Source organism: Catalinimonas locisalis (assembly GCF_038039535.1).
Lineage (GTDB): Bacteria > Bacteroidota > Bacteroidia > Cytophagales > Cyclobacteriaceae > Catalinimonas.
Window position 1 is genome coordinate 121,829 of sequence record NZ_JBBPHP010000001.1, and the last position, 22,711, is coordinate 144,539.

Annotated in this window: 20 protein-coding genes; 11 read left to right on the plus strand and 9 right to left on the minus strand. The window is 42.8% G+C overall.

Going from position 1 to position 22,711, the window contains the following annotated elements; translation table 11 throughout:
* Window positions 1–26 precede the first annotated feature (26 nt).
* The 3 genes from WJR50_RS00545 to WJR50_RS00555 form a co-directional block, all read right to left on the minus strand.
* Window positions 27–2,735 carry a cation-translocating P-type ATPase gene (locus WJR50_RS00545; RefSeq protein ID WP_341291251.1) on the minus strand — a complete coding sequence of 903 codons (2,709 nt, stop codon included), beginning with the start codon at window positions 2,733–2,735 and terminating at the stop codon, window positions 27–29.
* Window positions 2,736–3,068: 333 nt separating this feature from the next.
* Window positions 3,069–3,254: a hypothetical protein gene (locus WJR50_RS00550; protein WP_341291252.1), complete on the minus strand. Its 186-nt coding sequence runs from the start codon at window positions 3,252–3,254 to the stop codon at window positions 3,069–3,071.
* Between the two features lie 211 nt (window positions 3,255–3,465).
* On the minus strand, window positions 3,466–4,092 hold the full coding sequence (locus tag WJR50_RS00555; protein WP_341291253.1) for a toxin-antitoxin system YwqK family antitoxin: 627 nt from the start codon (window positions 4,090–4,092) through the stop codon (window positions 3,466–3,468).
* A gap of 314 nt (window positions 4,093–4,406) precedes the next feature.
* Between WJR50_RS00555 and WJR50_RS00560 the strand changes: the two genes are divergently transcribed.
* The 3 genes from WJR50_RS00560 to WJR50_RS00570 all read left to right on the plus strand — a co-directional run bounded on the left by WJR50_RS00560 (window position 4,407) and on the right by WJR50_RS00570 (window position 8,345).
* Window positions 4,407–6,047 carry a sodium/sugar symporter gene (locus WJR50_RS00560; protein ID WP_341291254.1) on the plus strand — a complete coding sequence of 547 codons (1,641 nt, stop codon included), beginning with the start codon at window positions 4,407–4,409 and terminating at the stop codon, window positions 6,045–6,047.
* Window positions 6,048–6,057: 10 nt separating this feature from the next.
* Complete coding sequence (locus tag WJR50_RS00565; RefSeq protein WP_341291255.1) at window positions 6,058–7,215, plus strand: galactokinase; 1,158 nt, start codon at window positions 6,058–6,060, stop codon at window positions 7,213–7,215.
* An 80-nt stretch (window positions 7,216–7,295) separates the two neighbouring features.
* Complete coding sequence (locus WJR50_RS00570) at window positions 7,296–8,345, plus strand: UDP-glucose--hexose-1-phosphate uridylyltransferase (protein ID WP_341291256.1); 1,050 nt, start codon at window positions 7,296–7,298, stop codon at window positions 8,343–8,345.
* Window positions 8,346–8,523: 178 nt separating this feature from the next.
* Here the strand turns inward: WJR50_RS00570 and WJR50_RS00575 are convergent, their stop codons facing one another.
* The gene (locus WJR50_RS00575) at window positions 8,524–12,660 is read right to left on the minus strand and encodes a carboxypeptidase-like regulatory domain-containing protein (protein WP_341291257.1); all 4,137 of its coding nucleotides are present in this window, start codon (window positions 12,658–12,660) and stop codon (window positions 8,524–8,526) included.
* Window positions 12,657–13,058 (minus strand): BlaI/MecI/CopY family transcriptional regulator, encoded by a 402-nt coding sequence (locus tag WJR50_RS00580; RefSeq protein ID WP_341291258.1) that lies wholly within the window; start codon window positions 13,056–13,058, stop codon window positions 12,657–12,659. Before WJR50_RS00580 ends, WJR50_RS00575 begins: the two co-directional genes overlap by 4 nt.
* Before the next feature lie 322 nt (window positions 13,059–13,380).
* On the opposite strand from WJR50_RS00580, the gene WJR50_RS00585 reads away from it, so the two are divergent.
* The 4 genes from WJR50_RS00585 to rsgA all read left to right on the plus strand — a co-directional run bounded on the left by WJR50_RS00585 (window position 13,381) and on the right by rsgA (window position 16,861).
* A complete protein-coding gene (locus WJR50_RS00585; RefSeq protein WP_341291259.1) occupies window positions 13,381–13,833 on the plus strand; it encodes a Fur family transcriptional regulator in 453 nt (150 codons plus the stop codon).
* Window positions 13,834–13,881: 48 nt separating this feature from the next.
* Entirely contained in the window at window positions 13,882–14,511 is a 630-nt protein-coding gene (locus tag WJR50_RS00590) for a peroxiredoxin (protein ID WP_341291260.1), read from the plus strand.
* 174 nt (window positions 14,512–14,685) lie between these two features.
* Window positions 14,686–15,933: a 3-deoxy-D-manno-octulosonic acid transferase gene (locus WJR50_RS00595; protein ID WP_341291261.1), complete on the plus strand. Its 1,248-nt coding sequence runs from the start codon at window positions 14,686–14,688 to the stop codon at window positions 15,931–15,933.
* 4 nt (window positions 15,934–15,937) lie between these two features.
* Window positions 15,938–16,861: a ribosome small subunit-dependent GTPase A gene (rsgA, locus tag WJR50_RS00600; protein WP_341291262.1), complete on the plus strand. Its 924-nt coding sequence runs from the start codon at window positions 15,938–15,940 to the stop codon at window positions 16,859–16,861.
* A gap of 1 nt (window position 16,862) precedes the next feature.
* Here the strand turns inward: rsgA and WJR50_RS00605 are convergent, their stop codons facing one another.
* Entirely contained in the window at window positions 16,863–17,396 is a 534-nt protein-coding gene (locus WJR50_RS00605) for a DUF421 domain-containing protein (RefSeq protein ID WP_341291263.1), read from the minus strand.
* A 120-nt stretch (window positions 17,397–17,516) separates the two neighbouring features.
* Window positions 17,517–18,422: an alpha/beta fold hydrolase gene (locus WJR50_RS00610; RefSeq protein ID WP_341291264.1), complete on the minus strand. Its 906-nt coding sequence runs from the start codon at window positions 18,420–18,422 to the stop codon at window positions 17,517–17,519.
* 163 nt (window positions 18,423–18,585) lie between these two features.
* Here WJR50_RS00610 and WJR50_RS00615 point away from each other — a divergent pair, with 163 nt between their 5' ends.
* The 3 genes from WJR50_RS00615 to WJR50_RS00625 all read left to right on the plus strand — a co-directional run bounded on the left by WJR50_RS00615 (window position 18,586) and on the right by WJR50_RS00625 (window position 20,954).
* Entirely contained in the window at window positions 18,586–19,002 is a 417-nt protein-coding gene (locus WJR50_RS00615) for a hypothetical protein (protein ID WP_341291265.1), read from the plus strand.
* 18 nt (window positions 19,003–19,020) lie between these two features.
* On the plus strand, window positions 19,021–19,689 hold the full coding sequence (locus WJR50_RS00620; protein WP_341291266.1) for a DUF2306 domain-containing protein: 669 nt from the start codon (window positions 19,021–19,023) through the stop codon (window positions 19,687–19,689).
* Between the two features lie 98 nt (window positions 19,690–19,787).
* Entirely contained in the window at window positions 19,788–20,954 is a 1,167-nt protein-coding gene (locus WJR50_RS00625; protein WP_341291267.1) for a Gfo/Idh/MocA family protein, read from the plus strand.
* 49 nt (window positions 20,955–21,003) lie between these two features.
* Here the strand turns inward: WJR50_RS00625 and WJR50_RS00630 are convergent, their stop codons facing one another.
* A complete protein-coding gene (locus WJR50_RS00630) occupies window positions 21,004–21,348 on the minus strand; it encodes a hypothetical protein (protein ID WP_341291268.1) in 345 nt (114 codons plus the stop codon).
* 2 nt (window positions 21,349–21,350) lie between these two features.
* On the minus strand, window positions 21,351–21,926 hold the full coding sequence (locus WJR50_RS00635) for an RNA polymerase sigma factor (RefSeq protein WP_341291269.1): 576 nt from the start codon (window positions 21,924–21,926) through the stop codon (window positions 21,351–21,353).
* A 216-nt stretch (window positions 21,927–22,142) separates the two neighbouring features.
* On the opposite strand from WJR50_RS00635, the gene WJR50_RS00640 reads away from it, so the two are divergent.
* Window positions 22,143–22,706, plus strand: a complete 564-nt coding sequence (locus WJR50_RS00640; RefSeq protein WP_341291270.1) for a hypothetical protein — start codon at window positions 22,143–22,145, stop codon at window positions 22,704–22,706.
* Window positions 22,707–22,711: the final 5 nt, after the last annotated feature.

The following is a 22,711-nucleotide window of genomic DNA, read 5'->3' on the forward strand; positions in this document are numbered from 1 at the left end:
TTCAAACAGTATCTGATAAGCGTTTACTAGATGGAGCTACTGCCCCTTACTCTCCTGACCCACTTTTCAGTAGCAATAATCAGGTGTACAATCAAACCTGCGCCTACCACCCTTATCCAGGAATCTAGTCCTATGGGTGCAGTGTTAAAGAGGGTATTCATGATGGGAAGGTAGATGAATAACAACTGCAAAACCAGCATGGTAGCAGCACCATAATATACCCAGGGGTTGGAAAAGTAACCAATTTGATGGGCGGGTTTGATCAAAGACCTGCAGTTGAATAAATAAAAACCTTCTACTACTACAAATACAGTGGCTGCTACGGTTTGCGCTTTTATTTCGCTTGTCCCTAAAGATAATTCGTATTGGAATAAGCCAAAAGCGCTTACCAGCAATAATAATCCTACAAATAAGGTGCGCATCACAAGAGGAAGGGTAAGAATTGGCTGGTCCGGATCACGGGGAGGTCGTTCCATAATATCCCCCTTAGGCTCAAAAGCAAGTGTAAGACCCAGCAGCACAGCGGTAGTCATATTAATCCAGAGGATGTGCAGTGGTAGTATAGGCAAGCTTGTTCCCAAAATGATAGCTGCCAGAATCACAAGGCCTTCACCCAGGTTGGTGGGCAGCGTCCAGGTGATGAATTTGGTGAGATTATCAAAAACACCTCGCCCTTCCTCCACCGCTTCTTCTATGGAAGCAAAATTATCATTTGTTAACACCATATCAGAAGCATCTTTGGCCACATCGGTACCCGTAATACCCATTGCGATTCCAATATTAGCTTGTTTAAGTGCGGGAGCATCGTTTACCCCATCGCCAGTCATCGCTACTATGTTGTTTTTGGCTTGCATAGCTTTTACCAGCTTAAGCTTTTGTTCAGGATTCACCCGGGCAAATACAGCGATATCCTCCACTACGTTTTCATAATCTTCGTCCGAAAATTTTGACATGGCTTTTCCCGTTAGTGCTTCCAGACGATCTTCTTTTTTCCTTCCTTGAAGCCCGATCATACCGGCAATGGTGGAGGCAGTGAGGGCATGATCTCCGGTAATCATTTTTACATGTATGCCGGCTCGCTGGCACATCTCAACGGCTTTTTTAGTTTCTTCTCTCGGAGGATCAATAATACCCTGTAAGCCCAGGAAAGTCAGCTCTTCTTCCAGATCTTCATGACTAATCTCTTTTTTACCATTGCTCAGTTCTTTTTTAGCCATGGCAATAACTCTTAAGCCTTCTGCCGAAAGTTCTTCCGCCACACGTTCTACTTTATTTTTGTCTATGGAATTTGTCTCACCCTTGTTATTCAAATGATTGCTGCATCTTTGTAAGATAGCTTCCATGGAGCCTTTGATATAAGCCCGCGTACTTTCACCAGTATGCAAAGTGGCCATATACTGGTATTCAGAATCAAAGGGAATGATATCTGCCCTGGGAAACTGATCGGAAAGCTGGTTTTCATTTAAGCCAACTTTGCGCGCAGAAACCAGTACAGCTCCATCCGTAGGATCACCTTCAATAGTCCACTGTTCTTCTTTCTTATACAGGTTACTTTCATTACATAGTATACCGCAGCGTAGACACTCTTGCAGGCTCAGTTCTTCTTTCGTATCAATCTCCTGCTCTTCCTTTTTGATCTTGCCCTCTGGTTCGTAGCCAGCACCCTCTACCTCATAATAGGCGTCACCGGCATATATTTTACGCACAGTCATCTGGTTTTTAGTGAGTGTACCGGTTTTGTCCGAGCAGATCACTGTAGTACTTCCCAGCGTTTCTACAGCTACCAGCTTTCTGATGATAGCCTGCTTTTTGGCCATTTTGGATACGCCTAAGGCAAGCATAATGGTAACAGCTGCCGGTAAGCCTTCCGGAATAGCACCTACTGCCAGGGCTACGGCAGATAAGAAAATTTCATCAATAGCTTGGCCTCTGATCAACCCAATCGCCATCGTAGCTGCTGCCAGCGCAAGAATGACATACAGGAGAATTCTGCTAAACTCATTGATTTTTTTGGTAAGAGGGGTCGCCAGATCAGGAGCAGAAGATATATAACCGGATATCTTACCCACCTCCGTATTGTCGCCAGTTGCGATTACAATACCCCGGCCCTGTCCGCTGGTAGCTACAGTAGAAGCATACACCATATTTGTACGTTCTGCCAATATCGTGTCCTCCTCCAGCGTATCTTCTGCCTGTTTGGCTGCAGGAACAGACTCACCCGTTAGGGCAGACTCATCAGCTTGCAGATCACGGTCCCTGATCAATCGGAGATCTGCGGGTATTCTGTCTCCTGCTTCTATCAGCACTATATCCCCGGGCACAAGTTTTTTAGCCTCCACCCGCTTCTTTTCTCCATTGCGCAATACTGAGGCTCCGGTAGTCATGGACCTTGAGAGGGCTCCAATAGCTTTTACTGCTTTATTTTCCTGTACAAAACCGATGATAGCATTGACCAGCACTACCCCAAAGATAACAGCCGCATCTACGTACTCTTCCAGCACAATAGTAAAAGCGGTAGCTCCCAGTAGAATATAGATCAGGGGTTGATGAAACTGGAGCATGAAACGCACAAAAGCAGATTTCTCTTCTTTCTCTTGGATCACATTTTCTCCGTAGGTTTCCAGCCTCTTTTGTACTTGTTCATCATTGAGTCCGGCTTGACCGTCGCTTTCCAGGGTTTGAAAAATCTCTTCTTTAGCAAGGTGGTGCCAGGCCTTTTCAGAAGTATTCGCCATAAAAAAGTAGTGTTTGTATTAGGACTTGATGTTAAACTAAACAGTATAGAAATAAAAAACCAGGACTGGATATGTACTTGAAAAGTTTACAATACTCCAGACTTAAATTAGCAGTTGGTAATTAAAGCAATTTGTAGTAAGGCTTGTTTCAAATTATCCAGATACCAGGAAGCTTTGGAAGCTTCATTAACCGTTATTTTGATTGAAGCATGTTTCACCTCCGATTTACAAGCATTTCGGATTTGTCAATAGCATAAGTGCTTTAACCGAAAAAAAAACCAGACAAGAGTGTCTGGCAATAAAAAAGTTTAAAACTAAAGTGTTTAGTGAATGCTATCGTTGCTGTATAGGGTCACTTTTGGCTTTCTGCTGAATAGGATCGCTCATAAAGCCTTTCTGTTGTATAGGGTCACTATTAAAACCTTTTTGCTGAATAGGATCACTCATGAAGCCTTTCTGTTGTATAGGATCACTGGCAGAATTGATAGGTTTCAGGATAAATTTTTTGGATTTGAGCATAGCTGACAAATGTTTAGGTAAACAAAATGGAAGTGATTCTAATGAATAACTCTCTTAATATAAGTATTTTCAACTAAAAACCTTAGGAAATTCTGTAAGAATAATTTACGGTAACAATATAGGTTCTTCATCAAGAGGTCAATGAACAAGGTCTAGACAGTTTTTGAAGAAGAGTCAAGTTGGTTTTACCCCCGATAAACATTGTGGTTTGCTAATATTCTACCTTTTCCTTTCTGCCCTTTTTGTCTACATAATACCAGTCCCCGCTGCGCTCACCTTCAGTATATTGACCTATGTATTCAAGGCGTCCTTTCTTGTCATAAAACTTCCATTCGCCATGCTCCAGGCCATTCTTAAAACTACCTTCCTGTTGGAGTTCGCCATTTTCCTGATAAAAAATCCACTCTCCAGCAGGTAAGCCCTCCTGATAGTATCCAATACGTTTGGGAGTACCATCTTCATAGTAAAAAAGCCATTTGCCTTGATAAAGCCCCTCTGTAAATATTCCCTTTTTCTCCAGTTGACCGTTGGGGTAAAAATAGTATGAGCTATCTTCCTGCTGGCCCTGCTGCCAGTTTTCTATTGCTTCCAGGCGTCCTTCAAAGTCAAAGTACTTTACTTCTCCATGCATTTGCCCTTCCTGGTAATGTTCAATGGCGTTGAGCTTCCCGTTAGGGTAGTAATAAGTCCACTCGCCAGTTTTCTGCTTCTCTATCATTTGACCGCTAGCTTTGATTTGTCCGTTATCATAATATTCTTTTTGCAGCTGTGCCCAGAGAGGAGTATTTAGCAGCAATACTATGTTGATAAGCCAAATGAGGTAGAAAAGTATTTTCATTATTGTCAATATTTTTGGCGCTCTGACAGAAATTGTGGATATAAAATTAGGCAAAACTATCATCAGCAGAATTAGCTTTGCCAAATGATTTCGCAAGAGTGCTAAAGAATCTTATTATTTATTGGGCTCATTATTTTATAACGCAAGAGGTAAGCCTATACGTTACCTTCTCATCTTCCAAGTAAGTTCCCCTTCTGTCTTTAGTAAAAAGTATAATCCTAATGATGCAAACTATCAAACGCGTAATACAACATTAAAATTATTATACTTGTAGAACGGACTAACAAAAACCAAACTACTTAACAGATTTACATATGGGATTTTCTGCATTAGATTTTGGGGTATTCATTGGCTACTGCCTTTTTATTATCGGTCTGGGCCTTTGGGTATCGCGTGATAAAAAAGGACACGAAAAAGACTCACAGGACTATTTTCTTGCCAGTCGCTCTTTACCATGGTGGGCAGTAGGAGCATCACTGATTGCTTCAAATATTTCTGCAGAGCAGTTTATCGGCATGTCGGGTTCAGGCTATGCGTTGGGGCTGGCGATCTCCACATATGAGTGGATGGCTGCCGCTACACTGTTGGTAGTAGGTAAATTTTTCTTGCCTATCTATATTAAGAAAGGTATTTACACCATGCCCCAGTTTCTGGCAGACAGATATAATGATACCGTACGTACCTTTATGGCTATTTTCTGGCTGCTCGTATATGTATTCGTAAACCTTACATCGGTCATCTACCTGGGAGCCTTAAGCATTGAGACAGTGCTGGGAGTTGATCTGATTTACGCCATCATTGGACTGGCATTGTTTGCCCTCTTGTACTCTATCTATGGAGGGTTGATGGCAGTAGCCTGGACAGATGTGGTGCAGGTAATATTTCTGGTATTAGGCGGTTTGGCTACTACTTATCTGGCACTGGATATCGTAGGAGATGGAGATATATTTGGAGGGTTGGCGCGGCTCCGAAATGAAGCACCCGACCACTTTCATATGATTCTGGAAGAGGGTTTTATGATTACTGATGGGCAGGGAGGTACTACTGATGCCTACCAGATGCTGCCTGGTATAAGTGTATTGATCGGAGGAATGTGGATTGTAAACTTAAGCTATTGGGGCTTTAACCAATATATCACCCAGCGGGCATTGGCAGCTAAGAACCTGGATCATGCCCAGCGAGGAGTAGTATTCGCAGGAATACTTAAATTATTAATTCCCCTGATTGTTGTTATTCCCGGTATTGCGGCTTTTGTGATTGTACAGAATGATGCGATGGGGGGCAACTTCACCAATATCATGACGGATCCCGACTCTGGCTTTATCGTTCCCGACAGAGCCTATCCTTCGTTATTAAGTCTTCTGCCTGATGGTATGAAAGGGGTAGCTTTTGCTGCACTTACTGCTGCCATTGTGTCCTCACTGGCTTCTATGGCAAATAGTACCTCTACGATTTTTACGATGGATATTTACCGAAACTATATCAACAAAGGTGCTTCGGAAGCTTCCCTGGTGAGGATGGGGCGCATCGTGGTAGTGGTTTCATTTATCATTGCCTGTCTGGTAGCTCCTGCTTTGCAAGGCTTAGGTCAGGTGTTTCAGTATATTCAGGAATACACTGGTTATGTATCTCCTGGGGTGTTTGTTATCTTTGTTTTTGGGGTATTCTGGAAAAAGACTACTGCAGATGCTGCACTTACTGCCGCTATTCTTACTATTCCATTATCGGCTGCATTAGCATTCTTTTTCCCCCAACTGCCTTTTATTGATAGGATGGGAGTGGTTTTCCTGATACTGGCTACATTAATGATTATCATCAGCCTGATACAGTCCGGTAAGGACCAGCCTAATTCTATTGAGCTTTCCCCTGAATTATTCAAAACCAGCCGCAAGTTTAACGTGGGTGCTTTGTTAATTATCGGTATTTTGGCAGCTTTATATATTATTTACTGGTAACCTATTTTTTATGGATGCTTCCATTATTCAAAACAAATTTTTAGAACTTTATGAGAAGGAACCGAGCCTGGTACGCTCTCCGGGCCGGGTGAATCTCATCGGAGAACATACAGATTATAATGAAGGCTTTGTACTTCCGGCAGCCATCAATAAGGACATGATCTTTGCCCTGGCTCCCAATGACCACCCACGTTGCCGGGTATATTCGTATGACATGCGGGAAAGTGTGGATTTTGATCCTGAAGCTTTTCAGCCTTCCGAGCATGCCTGGGTCAATTATATTCTGGGCATTATAGATCAGTTGCAAAAGCAGGGCTTATCTGTAAAGGGTTTTGACTGCGTATTCGGGGGAGATATTCCCCGGGGAGCAGGCATGTCTTCTTCTGCCGCACTGGAGTGTGGCCTGGCTACTGCGCTCAATCATATATTTGAGTTCGGTCTGGACAAGCAAAGCATTGCCAAGCTTTCCCAAAGAGCAGAGAATGAATATGTAGGGGTTCAATGTGGTATCATGGACCAGTTTGCCAATCTTTTCGGCCAGCGTCACCAAGTGATCAAGCTGGACTGCCGTACTCTGGAATATGAAATGATACCCTTTAAGATCAGTGGACATAAAATCGTACTGCTGGATACCAATATCAGTCATTCGCTGGCCTCTTCAGAGTACAACACCCGACGTCAGCAGTGTGAGGAAGGCGTACAGCGCTTGAAAGAACAGGAGCTAAAAATTAATAGTCTCCGAGATGTAGACATAGATACACTCACCCGCTTTCGTACCATGATGGATGAAGTGGTATACCGGCGTTGCCGTTATATTATTGAAGAAAACGCCAGGGTTGAAGAGGCCTGCCGTTTATTACAAAATGATGATTTGGTAGGCTTTGGGCAGAAAATGTACGAATCGCACGATGGGTTGCGTTCGGACTATGAGGTGAGCTGCGAAGAGCTGGATTTTCTGGTAGACCAGACGCGGGATAATGAGAGTGTGCTGGGTGCCCGTATGATGGGCGGCGGCTTTGGCGGCTGTACCATCAATCTGGTAAAAGAAGAAGCTCTGGCCGAAATGACCATGGACATAGAGCAGGAATACCAGCAGCGCTTCCGCCGAGAGCTAAAAGTATACATTGGCGATATTGTAAACGGCACAGAAGTAATGAATAATGATTGATGATGCATGATAAATGAGTAATCTCGCTGTTCATTAATCATTATTCACTAATCATTATTCATTCATCAATCATTCAAAAAATGAGTTTTGAGCTGAACGAACATCCACATAGAAGATATAATCCGCTTAGCGGCGAATACGTACTGGTCTCACCCCACCGTATGAAGCGTCCCTGGCAGGGACAGGTTGAGAAACTGGATGAGGTAGAGCGACCACAATACGATCCCCAATGTTATCTCTGTCCGGGCAATAGCAGAGCAGGAGGGGAGCAGAACCCGCAGTACGAAAGTACTTTTGTATTCACCAACGATTTTGCCGCGCTCAAAGAAGATGTGCCTACCGGTAGTGAAGAGAAAGGCAATCTGCTCAGAGCGCAAAGCGAAAAAGGCATATGCAGAGTCATCTGCTTCTCTCCACGCCACGACCTTACGCTACCTCAGATGGAAATTCCAGCTATTGTGAAAGTTGTAGAACTGTGGCAGAAGGAATTTGAGGATTTGGGAAGCCATCCGGAAATCAACTATGTGCAGATCTTTGAGAACAAAGGTCAGATGATGGGCTGTAGCAATCCGCATCCGCACGGGCAGATCTGGGCACAAAGTACTGTACCTATGGAGCCGGTACTGGAAGGCAAGCACCAGGGAGATTATCTGCAAAAATACGGCAGTAGCCTGCTGCAAGATTATGTGAAGCTGGAACTGGAGGAGAAGGAACGTATTGTGCTGGAGAATGAGCATTTCATCACAGTAGTACCTTTCTGGGCGGTCTGGCCCTTTGAGACCATGATCATCAGCAAGCGCCATTTGCAAAATATCCTGCAATTCACCGAGGAAGAAAAACAGGCCTATGCTAAGATGCTCAAGCAGCTCACCATCTTGTATGACAACTTGTTTGAGACTTCTTTCCCTTACTCTGCAGGTATTCACCAAGCACCTACGGATGGGCTGGAACATACTGAATGGCATTTTCACCATCACTTTTATCCACCATTGCTACGCTCCGCTACCGTCAAAAAATTTATGGTAGGCTACGAAATGCTGGGCGATCCGCAGCGCGACATCACCGCCGAGTCCAGCGCCGAAAGGCTGAGGAATTTGCCACAGGAGCATTATAAGGAAGGGAAATCCTAAATGGGATTTTATTACTATTCTGTTTCTGGAGATGACATACTTTTCAGAGTCATCCTGTAGCCGCCGTGGAACGAGAATCTTTGATGTAAAGCAATTAAAGCATCTGATTTATTGTGGCAAAGATTCCTTCGGAATGACTGAGTGGTTAAATGAAAAAACAGGTTTTAAGTGATACTATTTACTTCAGAATTACCCTTCTCATAATTGATTCACCGTTTAACTTAATTCTGAGTAAATAAGTATCCGGCGGAAATTTTGAAACAGGAATAGTGATTTCCTGTTCTCCGGCAGAGAAAAAATGATATTCAAATGAAGTCAGAAAGGTGCCTTCCTTATCCAACAGCTCAAATTCAACTGCATTAGCTTCTGCCAAAGTAAAGTTCACTTTGATGTTTTCATTCCCGGGATTGGGAAAAACTTTGAGCTGGTCTTCAAATAAGAAAGATTTATTGGATAAAGGTATTTTTCTTGTTTTGATGTTGATCACTCTTTTATATCGTTTTTTTTGAGTTTCGGTCATCAATTCGTAAGCTGACTCTCCCTTTTTCACCTCAACAATCTCAATATCCTCAGGCTTGAGCTTAATGTCATCTATACGATTTAAACCTTCATGAGGAATGTCATCAATGATCACGAGCACACTGTCTAAATCAGCGGAAGGTTTAGAAACTTTCATGTCTGCTGAAGGAAGTTTCACATTCAAAATTTCTGCATCACCGATAAGAATCTGGGTGTGCGTATAACCAGGCGCTGAAAGTAGCAGGCTTTCTGCATTTTCATTCATACGAATCTGATACCGTCCATTCATATCAGTAACAGTTCCGATGCTAGTACCACTAAGTAGAATATGAACTCCCGGGACAGCTTGCCCGGTTTCAGCATCAGTCACTTGTCCACTGATATTTCTCTTATTATCAGCTCTCTCATTAAAAGGATACTTTGTCTTAATTCCTACAATAGCCTTGTATTGGTTTGCAACATCCTCTTCAATGCCAAAGCTGCGGGTTAGATTGTCAGGATAATTAATAATTGCTTTTTCTCCACTTATCAAGTACTTATCAGGCGGGTCTTTAGTATATACAATTACTTCTTCAATATTATCCACTTTAAGCTGTTTAGGTAGAGAAGGATAACCTAATCCATTGATCATGTACAATACACTATCACCAATATCTTGCACATCTGTATAAGTGTGTATAACTTCTTCTTTGCTTTGCTCTGGAAAGAGAGAGATATTTAGAGGAGAGTTGTTAAAAGCTAAAGTAGCTGGATGTAAGGTAGAAGCACGCATAGCTTTATAACCTTCAAGTTTAAATACTATATCTACCGGATACTCTTCCAGTACAGCAATTCGATATCTTCCTTTCTGATCAGTTAGTAAAGTATGCGTTGTTCCTTTGATGTATATTTTTACTCCGGCAAGAGGCTTATCTGTTGCTGCATCAGTCACTTGTCCACTTATTACTTTTGGTAAAGGTTGAAGGGTGGGAGACTGGAAGTAAGGGTTGATAGCTACTACAGCATTGTATTGGGATACACCCCTGCCATATTTTTGAACGGCCTCATCAGTATTGTACAAATGAAAAACGGGTCCCTTTTTGTCCTTAATAGTTTGATCTACGATATACAGCTTTTTGTAGCCTTTCGGGTCAGCAAAAGTATGAGCTTGTGTGTTTTGCTTTTTAAAATCAACCTGTAAATTTTTTCCCTGCTCCAAGCTAAAGGTTTTTGGTTTGAAATCGTTAAACGAGTAAAATAAAGTATCATCATTCTGATTGACTTGTAGATCAAACTGGCTTCCGTCATATTCAAAGATGCTTCCTACATTCTTTTTGCCTACAAAAAAATCTACTTTCTCAACCAGGGCTTTGCCATTTTCAGTATTTACAAGCCTACCTTCAATTCTTATACTTTCATCATCCGATGAGTCTTGTTTTTTAATTTCCTCAGGCCTCTTTTCTAATTCTTCTTGAGATGAGGATATCAGAGAGATGTCAAGTATTTTCCTATGATGGACAGCTTCTGTCCGTGTTTCGTATCCGGTATAGGTAAAAAGGAGCTCACCACTTCCCTGAGGTATCTCTATCTGATATCTTCCGTGAAGGTCAGCAATTGTTCCCTGAGTAGTTCCTTCTACTACGATATGGGTTCCGGGTAGAGGCTTACCGGTCTTTTGATCGGTAACAGTTCCTTGGATAACAGTTTTTTGTTGTTCCTTTCTCACAGCTTCCGCTGCCTCTTTGGAGATGGCCTTGATTTCCATTAAGTATCCGTCGGGTACACTTTGCGTTTCAAAACTTGCATTCTCAACTAGGGTTCTATCTACCGTACGGGGATCAGTAATTATACCGTCCAGAGTAAAAAGGACCTCAGGGTCGCCGATAGTATAGTAAGTATGAGGATCATCTTGAGAAGCAGGCACATCAGATTTTATCTTTGCAGTATTGGTCTTTGGATCAATCAAAATAATGTCTTTCATCACATCATAAATAGAAGAGTCAAAAGGGGATGAACTTTCTCGAAGTAATCCCATACTCTTCCTAATCTCCACAGGCTTTACCCTATCTTTCAACCTTTCCAAAAGCTTTTCAGCTGTTTTGCTAGAATTGGGTATGTAAGCATATAAGCCAAGATATTCCCTTCCATCCACAGGTACTTGAGTGGGCTTACTGTAGGAAGGTGTATGGAAAAGTATCGTATCATTTTTTCTAACCGAAGGAAAACTAAACCTTCCCTGTGCATTGGTAGTAGTTTTTTGTCCGCTACTTTGTACTTCCACCATAACGTCTGCCAGCGGAATACGCATATCATTCTTCGAGCTAAATACCTGTCCACCGACTCTGATATGACTACTTTTACGAATCTCTTCGGGCATCTGACTGAAAGCTCTTACTACAGAACTGTAGGGACGCTCACTCAGATTCTGCAAAGCTCTCGGCAAAGGTTCATGGTATACTTCGTATCGGCGTATATCTGAAATATGAATTTGCTCAGGATCTTGCACAATCACTCCATCCAGCAAGAAGATCGCGGATGTATTGAAGTATTCTCGTACATCAACCGGCTCAGCTTCGCTGGCTGCTTTGCCGATGATATAGTTTTCGTCATTCATGGAAGAATAATCCAGCATTTCCGGCAGGCTCTTTTCATCAAATAGCCGGTAACGATAATCTACATAGTCTGGAGCCCGTAGAGAATCATAAAGTGGGTCGCTTATTTCTTGAGTTGTCAAAGTGTCTTGATCCTCAAAAGGGCTTTTAAGGGTAAAGGCGAAGAGCAGAAAACCGATCAGGCAGAAGCTGAGCAGGAAGGGTAGGGGTTGTACGCCTTTCTTTTTTTGCTGAGGCGCCACGATTCTGCGAATTCTCTCCGCAAAGCCGGAGCGGCCTTTGCCCCGCCCCCGGGCAGAGAGCCCTACGGTAGATAAAGTAGTGCGTAGCGAAGCCACCTGCAACAATGCCTGGGCATACACCTGTGGCCTTCCGGTAAACATGAGGGTAATCACATCACAGGCATGCTCTCTTTCCTGCTCCAGCACAGAAGCGATATACCAGTAAGCCGGATGGTAAAAAAGAATGACTTCCGCTACGGATTGCAGGAGATTCCACAAATAATCATGGCGACGGATGTGCGCCAGTTCGTGTACCAATATGCTTTCTATCTGCTCAGCAGGCATGGCCATCAGCATACTGGCCGGAAACAAAATCATTGGTTTGAGCCAGCCCAAAGTAAGCGGGCTGTCCAGCGAATTGTTGATACAGACTTCCACACTTTGACGAATGCCTAATCTCTGTTGAAATTCCAGAGACTTAGTTTTCCAGAATTCGGGTAAAGTTTGTTTTTCTCGTTTAAGCTGATGAATCTGCCACAATCCCAGGCTTAGCCGAAAGCTGAACAATAAACTACCTGTAAGCCATGCAATAGCCAGCAAATGGGCATTTTCGGCCAGTTGGTAAAATATAGCATAAGTCTCACTTTTGATTTGGGCCCAGAAGCTTGTATCGGAGGTGACTTGTAAGTCAGTCAGTGCTATAGGTTGACCAATGGCTTGGGTGCTAAAGCTTTGGTTTACAGAAGGTAAAGGTTTGAGATTGTCCCATTCGTAATAAAAAGTAAGGGCAAAACACAGCATTATCAGCATGAGACTGCCAAAAGCGAGAATAAAACGTAAGTTGGCTTTTTTGTAACGGATAAAGCGCAGCAATATCCAGAGCAAAAGCATAAGCAAAAAGCCTTGCCAGAGCGAATGCAGCAGTGTGATACCGAGGGCTTCAAAAGCACGCTGAATTTGTGGGGAGGAGCTTAAAAAATTCATGACTCATCGCTGTTATCAAGATTATCCAAAAACTTTTTGATCTCTTCTATTTCCTCGGCGGAGGGATTTTTTCTGCCTAGTGCCCGCATCACCAACTGGCTGGTAGAACCCTTGAACACACGCTTGACAAACTGATCCAGCAGATGATTATTGACCTGCGACTCCTGTACTTCTGCCTTGTAAATATGAGAGCGACCTTTAGCACCTTCGGTAGTGCGGCTCAGCAAACCCTTATCGTGCATAATCTGCATAAACTTCAGTGTGGTGGTATAGCCGGTAGGTTTTTCTTCACTAAGCAGTTCGTTGACCTCCCGCACTGTGCTTGGCCCTTTCTCCCAAAGTATCTGTAAGATGGCCAGCTCGTTTTCCGAAGGTTTGATGTTTTTTTTCTTCCCCATAGCTTATTACGAATTTGTTCGTAATGTAATGGTAAGAAATTCAGAGGAAGGTGTCAAGCTATTTACGAATTATTTCGTAATAGGAAAAATTTATGATTTTCCGGCTCAGGAAAAGGAGGGAAGGGGCGAGGGGTGAAAGGTAAGAATTACACAAAATTTATACGAATGCATTCGTAATGTAAATATTACAAAAAAAATGCCTAAAGAGGAACATTTGGTCTAAAGAAATGATTGTGTAACGAGTAAATACGCAATACGAAGGCAGAAAAATTTCTATCTGAGAAATTTTCTCCATTAAATAAATTTATACCTTTGCAGCTTTATGAAAGAGCAGCTGGCAGACATACGGGAAATACTAAGTGGAGCAGGGTTGAAAGCTACGCAGCAACGCATGGTGGTATACCAGGCATTGCTCAAAACCATGAATCAGCATCCTACCGCGGAAAGAATTTTTGAAGTGGTGCGACCCCAAAATCCCAGTATCTCTTTGGGCACAGTCTACAAAACGCTGGATACTTTTGTGAGCAATGGATTAGCGGGTAAGGTGGCTTCGGATGCAGGTTTTATGCGCTACGATATAAATATGGAGCAGCATAGCCACATTTACTGTAGCAATACTCAGGAGATCATTGACTATCACGATGACGAACTGGACCAGCTGATTCAGCGGTATTTTGAAAAGAAAAATATCAGAAACCTGAAGATCAAAAATATTCATGTGCAGATCAATGGCCTTAAGGAAGACCCTGCACAGGAGATTGAAATCAGTAATTGATTATAAATTAAGTAAAACCAAATATTCATTTTTAATTAAATTTTATCTATGTCATTAGTAGGAAAAAAAGCTCCTTTGATCAATGCACCGGCGGTTATCAATGGTGAGGAAATCGTTGAGAACTTTTCGCTTGATCAGTATATCGGCAACAAATACGTTGCGTTTTTCTTCTACCCTAAAGATTTCACTTTCGTGTGCCCTACCGAAATCCTGGCTTTCCAGGAGAAACTGGCAGAATTTGAGAAGCGTGATGTAGCGGTAGTAGGCTGCTCTTGCGATACTGAAGAAACACACCTGGCCTGGATGATGACGCCTCAGGAGCAGGGCGGTATTGAAGGGGTCACTTACCCTGTAGTAGCTGACGCTGCCAAAGTAGTAGCCAGAAAATTTGGTGTACTGGCTGGTGAATATGATTATGACGATGAAGGAGAGCTAATCTTTGAAGGTCTGCCGGTAGCTTACCGTGGTACCTTCCTGATTGACAAAGAAGGAACGGTAAGACACGAGACGATCAACGACCTTCCTCTGGGAAGAAATATTGACGAAACACTTCGCCTGGTAGATGCGCTGCAATATGTAGAAAAGCATGGTGAAGTTTGCCCTGCCAACTGGGAAGAAGGCAAAGAAGCCATGAAAGCTACCAAAGAGGGTGTTTCTGAATATCTTTCAAAAAAATAAATCAAGAAACTACTTGAATAAAGAAAGGCCCTTCTGTTCAGGAAGGGCTTTTTTTTGTAGAAAAGCATAACAGAAAAAAAACGAAATCCGTTAATTTCAATTTTAGTACTTGGGTTAAGCGTATCTTGACCTGAATATTTTTAAGATACACCATCAGATTAAAAGACAGAAATATTGTTTATATACAGAATTGTAGTAAGTCTGATCAGGCTGGCTCTTTGGATAAGCTATCCTTTTTCAGCGAATAACAGGAAGTTTTTAAAAGGCAGAAAAGGCGTTTTCAAAAAGCTAAAAGAATTTAGCCAAACCCGTAACCCGCGTCAGCCGGTGTACTGGTTTCACTGCGCGTCATTGGGGGAGTTTGAGCAGGGCCGACCGCTGATGGAGGCTATGAAAGAAGAAAACCCTAAGCTACAGATTGTACTTACCTTTTTCTCACCCTCCGGCTACGAAGTAAGGAAAAACTACGAAGTAGCGGACCTGGTGTGCTACCTGCCACTGGATGGGAAGCGTAATGCCGAACGCTTTCTGGATTATGTAAAGCCAAAAACAGCGTTTTTTATTAAATATGAATTTTGGTACGGCTACTTATCTGTTTTAAAGCAGCGAAATATTCCTTCTATATCAGTTTCTACTTTATTGCGGGATAATGCGGTTCCTTTCCGCTGGTACGGAAGTTTCTACAGGAATATGTTGCGCAAAGTGAGTTATTTCTTTCCCCAGGATCAGAATACAGTAGACTTACTGAAAAAGATCGGCATAAAAAAAGTAAGCCTGGCGGGCGATACCCGTTTTGACCGGGTAGCGGATATTTGCAGTCACGTACCAAAAAATGAACTTGCCGCCGCTTTTAAAAAAGAAAGTCCTGCTATGGTCATTGGCAGTAGCTGGGCCGCTGATCTTGACGTGCTTCTTCCCTTCATGAAAGAGTTTGTAGACGACATCAAATTTATCATTGCCCCGCATAACATTGAGGAAGAAGTGCTGCAAAGAATAGAAAAAGAACTGCCTTATAAAACGGTGCGTTACTCAAAAGTCAAAAAAGAAACGATCAGCAACTACCGAGTGCTTATCATTGATAATGTGGGTATGCTTACTTCTTTGTACCGCTATGGAGAGTACGCATATGTGGGAGGAGCTTTTGGCAAAAGTCTGCACAATATTCTTGAGCCCGCTACTTTTGGTATGCCTATTTTCTTTGGAGACAAAAGTTACCGCCATGTGAATGAAGCCAATGCATTGCTCAAGCGAGGCATTGCATTTACAGTAGGTGACTTTAAGGAACTAAGAATGAAGTTTAAGCACTTCTTTAATCATGAAGAGAAAAGACAGGCGGTGTCTGCTGACTGTCGTGCTTATATACAGGAAAATACCGGGGCAACCAAATTGATCATGGAGTATATTGCAACCAAAAGAAAGTGAGTGAGTGGAAGGTACAGTAATCAAATCTACCGGATCGTGGTATAATGTACTGGCTGAAGATGGACAGGTCTATCCCTCCCGGCTGAGAGGCAAGTTCAAAATCAAAGGCCTGAAAGTAACCAATCCGGTGGCGGTAGGTGATAAAGTAGCGCTTGAGCTAGAAGAAGGTGAAGATGGCACCGCGGTGATCACGGATATTAAGCCCAGGGAGAATTATATCATCCGAAAATCTACTCATAAGAAGCATCATGGCCATATTTTGGCGACTAATATTGACCAGGCGGTGCTGGTGGCTACCCTGGTACTACCCCGTACTTCGCTGGGCTTTATTGATCGTTTTTTGGTGTCAGCAGATTCTTTTCGTATTCCAGCCTTAATTATTTTCAACAAAAAAGACCTGCTGGAAAAGGAACAGCAGCAGCAACAGCAGGAATTAATGGAAATGTACGAATCCATCGGATACCGCTGCATGGAAATCTCAGCTTTTGATAAAGATGATGTAGCTGAAGTAAAAAATGTTCTACTGCACAAGACCAGCCTTTTGTCAGGACACTCCGGAGTGGGCAAATCCACTTTGCTCAACCGCATTGACCCCTCTCTGGAACAGAAAACAGCCGAGGTTTCTACTTTTGCCAATAAGGGCGTACATACCACTACCTATGCGGAAATGTTTGCCATAGAAAAAGACACTTTTGTCATAGATACGCCCGGTATCAAAGAGTTAGGCCTCATGGATATCAACGAAGGTGAACTCAGCCATTATTTTCCGGAAATGCGTGAATTGTTGGGAGAATGCAAATTCCATGACTGCACCCATACTCATGAGCCGGGCTGCGCGGTGATGGATGCTGTGGAAGAAGGTAAAATTGCCGGCAGCCGCTACTACAGCTACCTCAGCATGCTGGAAAATGAAGATACGCATCGGTAGTTTATAAGCGCGACACTCCCTGCACACCTTTCAGGATATCGGTATCGAGTTGGGCATCTTCTCCGGTGTGGAGTACAGAGACATCACCGGTTGATTCAAAGACAACGGCTTTTACCTGATTGTAGTTAAGTACATTCGCTTCCCTAAGTTTGGAGCGCAGGTCATCTTCGCTGAGCTGTGCCTTTCGTAGATTTTCATGTAAAATTTTGGGGCCATCCATGAGCAAGAGCGGCTGGTTGTCCACGGCCCTGCTAAACCAACTTAGCTTTTGCCGTAGTACTGCTACCAATAGTTGTAAAAAATACAGACTTAGTAAAGCTACTCCGCTCTGGACCACACTGGGGCTTTTATTGATAATGGTGGAAGATAATAAAGTACCTACTGCTACCGTCATGGCAAAGTCAAACGCTGACATTTTGGAAAAGCTGCGTAAGCCAAATATGCGGGTATAAATGATTACCAGTGCGTAAACTAAGACCGCAGAAACTACGGTGGGTAGCAGCACATCAAAAGAAGAAAAAATCCATTCTTTCATAGAGATATAAGTTTAAAAAGTAAAAAACCTAAGGCTTGGTTAAATAAGGTTGGAACTACAGATATGTTTAAGATTCTTCAACAGAAATAAAAAAGAAAAAAGAAAACATCCCTCTGCAATTCAGGAGTAGGTATCTTTTTCTTCCTCTTCGGTACGCTCAGGAGTACCTATAAAAGCTCTCAGGGCTTTGACCAATTGCTCGCTGGCTTCTTCCTGAGGATAGTGACCACTATTGGCAATTCTGATGACTTGCTTATCAGTCAGCAGTTTTTCCCAACGCTGAAGCTCTTTTTCACGAAATCCAATATCTTTCAGGCCCCAAAAAAGTAAAGTAGGCTTATTGATAATTTTTTCTCGCTGCTCCCAAAGCTTGCCTAGCCAGGCAGATGAACCAACAATTTGCCCCGGAAAAGTCCAGTTGCCTTTTCGGTATTCCGGCTTTTGGAGAGGAGCACGATAATGTTTCCATACTTCTTTGGTAAAAGCCTCTTTATTACCTACTACAGCAGGTACAATGATACGATTGAAAAAGTCAAAGCGCTGAATCAGCCATTTACCTAACTTACTTCCCATAAACCCACTGAAAATGCGATAATACCAATCATCATTCACCGGCCACATCCAGGTGTTCATAATCACCAGGCGCTTTACATTTTCGGGATAGCGTAGGGCATAATGCAGTCCAATAGGCCCACCCCAGTCATTCAATACCAGCGTAATATTGCGGAGATGAAGTTTGCGAACAAACAATTCAAACTGATAGGCATGGTCTGCGGGCAGATAAGACCAATCCTGAGGTTTGTCAGAAAGTCCAAAACCTATAAGGTCAGGTGCTATGCAATGATAATCATTGCGTAAGGCTTTGATCACTTTGCGGTAAGCAAATGACCAGTCAGGATTACCATGTAGCATCACTATCGTTTCACCCCTGCCTTCATCTACATAATGCATGCGCCCTGCCGGAAGATCCATCCAGTGAGGAGAAAAAGGATACTCTAAGCGATTGAGCCAGTCTGGAGTCTGCATCTCATAAAAGTTTTAGTCAAAAAAATGTAATACTATTCATCTGTTAATCTTCCCGTTTGTCCGCTTTCTTTTCCCACTCATTCATAAAAAATAGTTGGGCTGCATCGTAACAAATACATTGTAATTATTAAAGCAAATAAAAAAGACCCTAAAAGATAGCATTATGACATATATCACCAAATTAATGTGCGGGATCATTTTGTTAACGGTTCCGATTATTCAGTACGGAGGATATTTCCTTTTACAGATTTTGGCTGGGAAACATACGGAGATGGGCCTGAATGCATTTCAAAAATCCATGTTTCGTGCCGGACATGCCCACGCCGGGGTAATCGTAATCTTGTCTTTGATAGCACAAATTCTGGCTGATTATGCTGCACTTCCCAAAGGCTTGGAATGGTTAGTACGCATAGGTTTTCCCCTTTCTGCCATCCTGATATCAGGAGGTTTTTTTGGCGCAGCAGCAGGCAAACAAGTTACAGAGCCTACCCAATTGATCTGGCTGCTTTATATAGGTGCCCTCGTCCTCTTTGTATCACTACTAAGCCTGGGAATCGGGCTGATAAGAAGTAACGGGTAACATTTTAAAAATAAACCTATGGAAATATTTCGCTCTATTTGCCTGATGCTACACATCGCCGCGGGCTTTACAGCATTAGTAGTAGGTGTTTTTGCCTTCGCTTCCAGCAAAGGAGGTAAAGTACATCGCTTTTCTGGAAAAATATATGTAATAGCGATGCTGATCGTGGCTTTCTCATCTTTTATTCTCGCACTGATTCGCTATAACCCTTTCCTCTTCATGGTGGGTGTTTTCACGCTCTATATGACAGTAACCGGCTGTCGTGGACTGGCAAGAAAACAGAAAAAGCAATCTCCCATGTTGGATTGGTCCTTGATTGTTTTTTCTATCATTATGGCGGCTTATATGCTCATCAAAACCTTCTCATTAACCGGAGATACATTAGAGGGGTTTGTGCCGGTAGTGATTGTTTTTGCTGTTACGCTCTTTGTGTTTATTATAAGAGATATTCAAATCTACTCAGGAAGAGTGCAAATGACTGCCAATAAATGGTTGCTGTACCACATCGGGCGCATATCCGGAGCGTATATTGCTACATTTACCGCCTTTTTGGTGACAAATATCCAAACAGATCCCGCTTATATTGCATGGCTTTTGCCCACAGTGGTAGGGAGTTTTTTGATCGCCTATTTTCAGCGTAAGTACAAAGTAAAAGCCCGAAAGCATACGCAAGAAGTGAGACTTTAGAATAGAATAAGCGGAGGGGTTAGTGTTTGGCCATATTGGTGCGGAAGCAATTTTGTGAATAATTGCCTAAATTATAGCTGAACGCTAAACTACTTTTTATGAAGCAGAAGAATAATTTTTTTAACAGCCGTCGCAAATTTGTCAAAAGATTTAGTCAAAGCGTAGCTTCAGGACTATTATTACCCTCAGGATTGGCGCTGAGCCAGGGGGCTTGCTCTTCGCAGCAAGAGGATGAGAGTAATGAAGCTTCCTCACCACATAATGACCGCCTGGGAATAGCGCTGGTAGGGCTGGGAAATTACAGTACCGGTCAGCTGGCTCCGGCACTGCAGCAGACGGAAAAATGTTATCTGGCAGGTATTGTAACCGGTACACCCTCTAAAGCAGAAGAGTGGAAGGAGCAGTACAATATTCCTGATGCCAATATCTACAGTTATGATAATTATGATGAGCTGGCCGATAATCCGGACATCGATATTATCTATGTGGTATTGCCCAATTCCATGCATGCTGAGTACACAATAAGGGCCGCACAGGCAGGTAAGCATGTGATTTCGGAAAAACCCATGGCTACCTCGGTAGAAGACTGCCAGCGAATGATTGCTGCTTGTGAAGAAAATAATGTTCGCTTGGGCATTGGCTATCGCCTTCACTACGAGCCTTATAACCTGGAAATGATGCGCCTCGGACAGGAAGAAATTTTTGGTCCGGTAGAATCTATAGAAACAGGCTTTGCTTTTACGATCGGTGACCCTACCCAATGGAGGCTGGACAAAGAATTGGCCGGTGGTGGTGCCTTGATGGATGTGGGTATTTATACCATACAGGGCGCTTGCTATACTTTAGGTGAACAGCCCGTTTCTCTGATAGCACAGGAGTATAATTCTGGTAATGAAAAATTTAAGGAAGTTCACGAAACGATAGAGTTCAGCATGAATTTTCCTAGCGGCCTGACCTCAAAGCATGAAACCAGCTATAGCGAAAGCTATAATTATCTGAAAGCTACTGCTGAAAATGGCTGGTTCCAGCTGGATCGTGCCTTTGATTATGGTCCGCTTTCCGGAAAAACCAGCGAAGGACCAATGGATTTTCCCCAAATACGTGAACAGGCAGTACATATGGATGCTTTTGCAGAGGCAGTGATGAACGATACTAGCTTCAAAGCTCCCGGAGAAATGGGCCTAAGGGATATGTGTATCATAGAGGCGATCTATAATTCTATTGAGAATGGCAACCAGGAGGTGGAGATTAATTACAGGAGCTAATATTTGCAAAGGTAATGAATAAAAAAGGCGCCCTGAGCGCCTTTACCGATTATGCGGTTTCCATTTTTTCTTTGTTTTTGTGCTGATGACAGCGCCCCCAGAAGCTGTTTTTAAATTTTTCCTTTTCCTCGGGTGTCATCTGCTCCCACTTACGTTGAAACTTCTTTTTCCAGGCCTGTCGGCGGTAGCGATGACCACCACCCCAGCCACCGCGTCCGAAGCCTACCAGAATTTTTGCCAGGGCCAATAAACCAACTGCCTGTACAAAATTGACCTGGGGGCCATTGAATATCTCCGGTACCAGCCAGTTCCATAGCAGCATGACTGCTAAGCTGAATGCAAAAGCTATAGCTATGGCGAAGAAAATAAACTTTAAAATCCAAGTAAATTTCATGGCTATAGGTCGTTATAAATGTCTTCTAATTTTTTTCTTAAAAACTGTACAGCATAGCGCTTGCGTGAAAGTAGGGTATTGATGGACTCCCCGGTCATCTCTGACATTTCGCGGAAGCTGATGTCTTCAAACTCATGCATCACAAATACCTCTCGCTGTGCTTCAGGCATTTCTCCCAGCGCAGCTTCCAAAGCTTCCCAGATGACATTGCGCATCATCGTATCTTCCGGATCTATATTCATATCCGGAAGCAGTTCCTCCAGTCCTAAGGCTTCGTCATCTTCCGCATCGCGGGGGCGCAGCTGGCTGAAGGTTTCAGGTTTCTTTTTACGATAGAGATCGGCAATCTTATTTCGGGTTACCCGAAATAGCCAACCTGTTACTCTTTCTATAGATTCTATCGTACGGTAGGCCTGGGTGAATTGAAAGAAAACATCCTGCAGGATGTCCTCCGCATCGTCACGGTCAGGCACTCGCTGACGGATAAAGTTGAGCAGACGACCGCGCTCTTTGTTTACGGTGCGTTCTATTTCAAGATTCCGTCTATCGGCTAATGAAGTTATTGATATCGCGTCCATTTGGTTTAATGTCGTTGTCAGGCATAATTTTATTGTACGTGAAAAATAGTATTAGGGTATTATGGTGCTATAGTTCTGGAAAACATGGGCTTGATTATATTTTTATAAGCAAAAATTCAGGAACTGAAAAAGCAACCATAACAATGGGATATTTTACAATATAATTTAGTTTATATCGTAAACTACTTTATATTTGAAGAAACAAAATTTATACTTATGGCACAACAAACGTTCACCGAAGCAGAATCCTGGAAAATTATCCAGGAAATGATTGCCAACGCGAAGCAGGAAATACGCAATGACAGCTTCTATTATCTATTATGGGGTTGGTTGGTTCTGATCGCCAGTCTGGCGCATTTTGCATTACTCTATACATCATTTGAGCATCCTTACCTGGTTTGGTTACTCATGATCGTAGGGGCAATTGGGACAGTATATAGGTCAGTAAGGGCCAGCAAGAAATATAAAGTAAAAACCTACGTAGATACTTTTATCATCAATCTCTGGATCGCCATCTCAGTAGGAATAGCAGTAAGCTTACTTAGTGCTGGCTTTGTCACTGGTTGGCAGGCTGCTTATCCTTATTTAATACTTATGTATGGCATAGGCACTTACCTGTCGGGAGTGATCTTCAAGTTCAAGCCCTTGAAAGTAGGAGGCATCATCAGCTGGGGAATTGCGCTCGTAGCATTCTTTGTCAGCTTTCCCATTCAGCTTTTGCTCCTGGCTCTGACTACACTGGTAGCTTACCTGATTCCCGGTTATCTTATCAAAAAGTAGGGGAG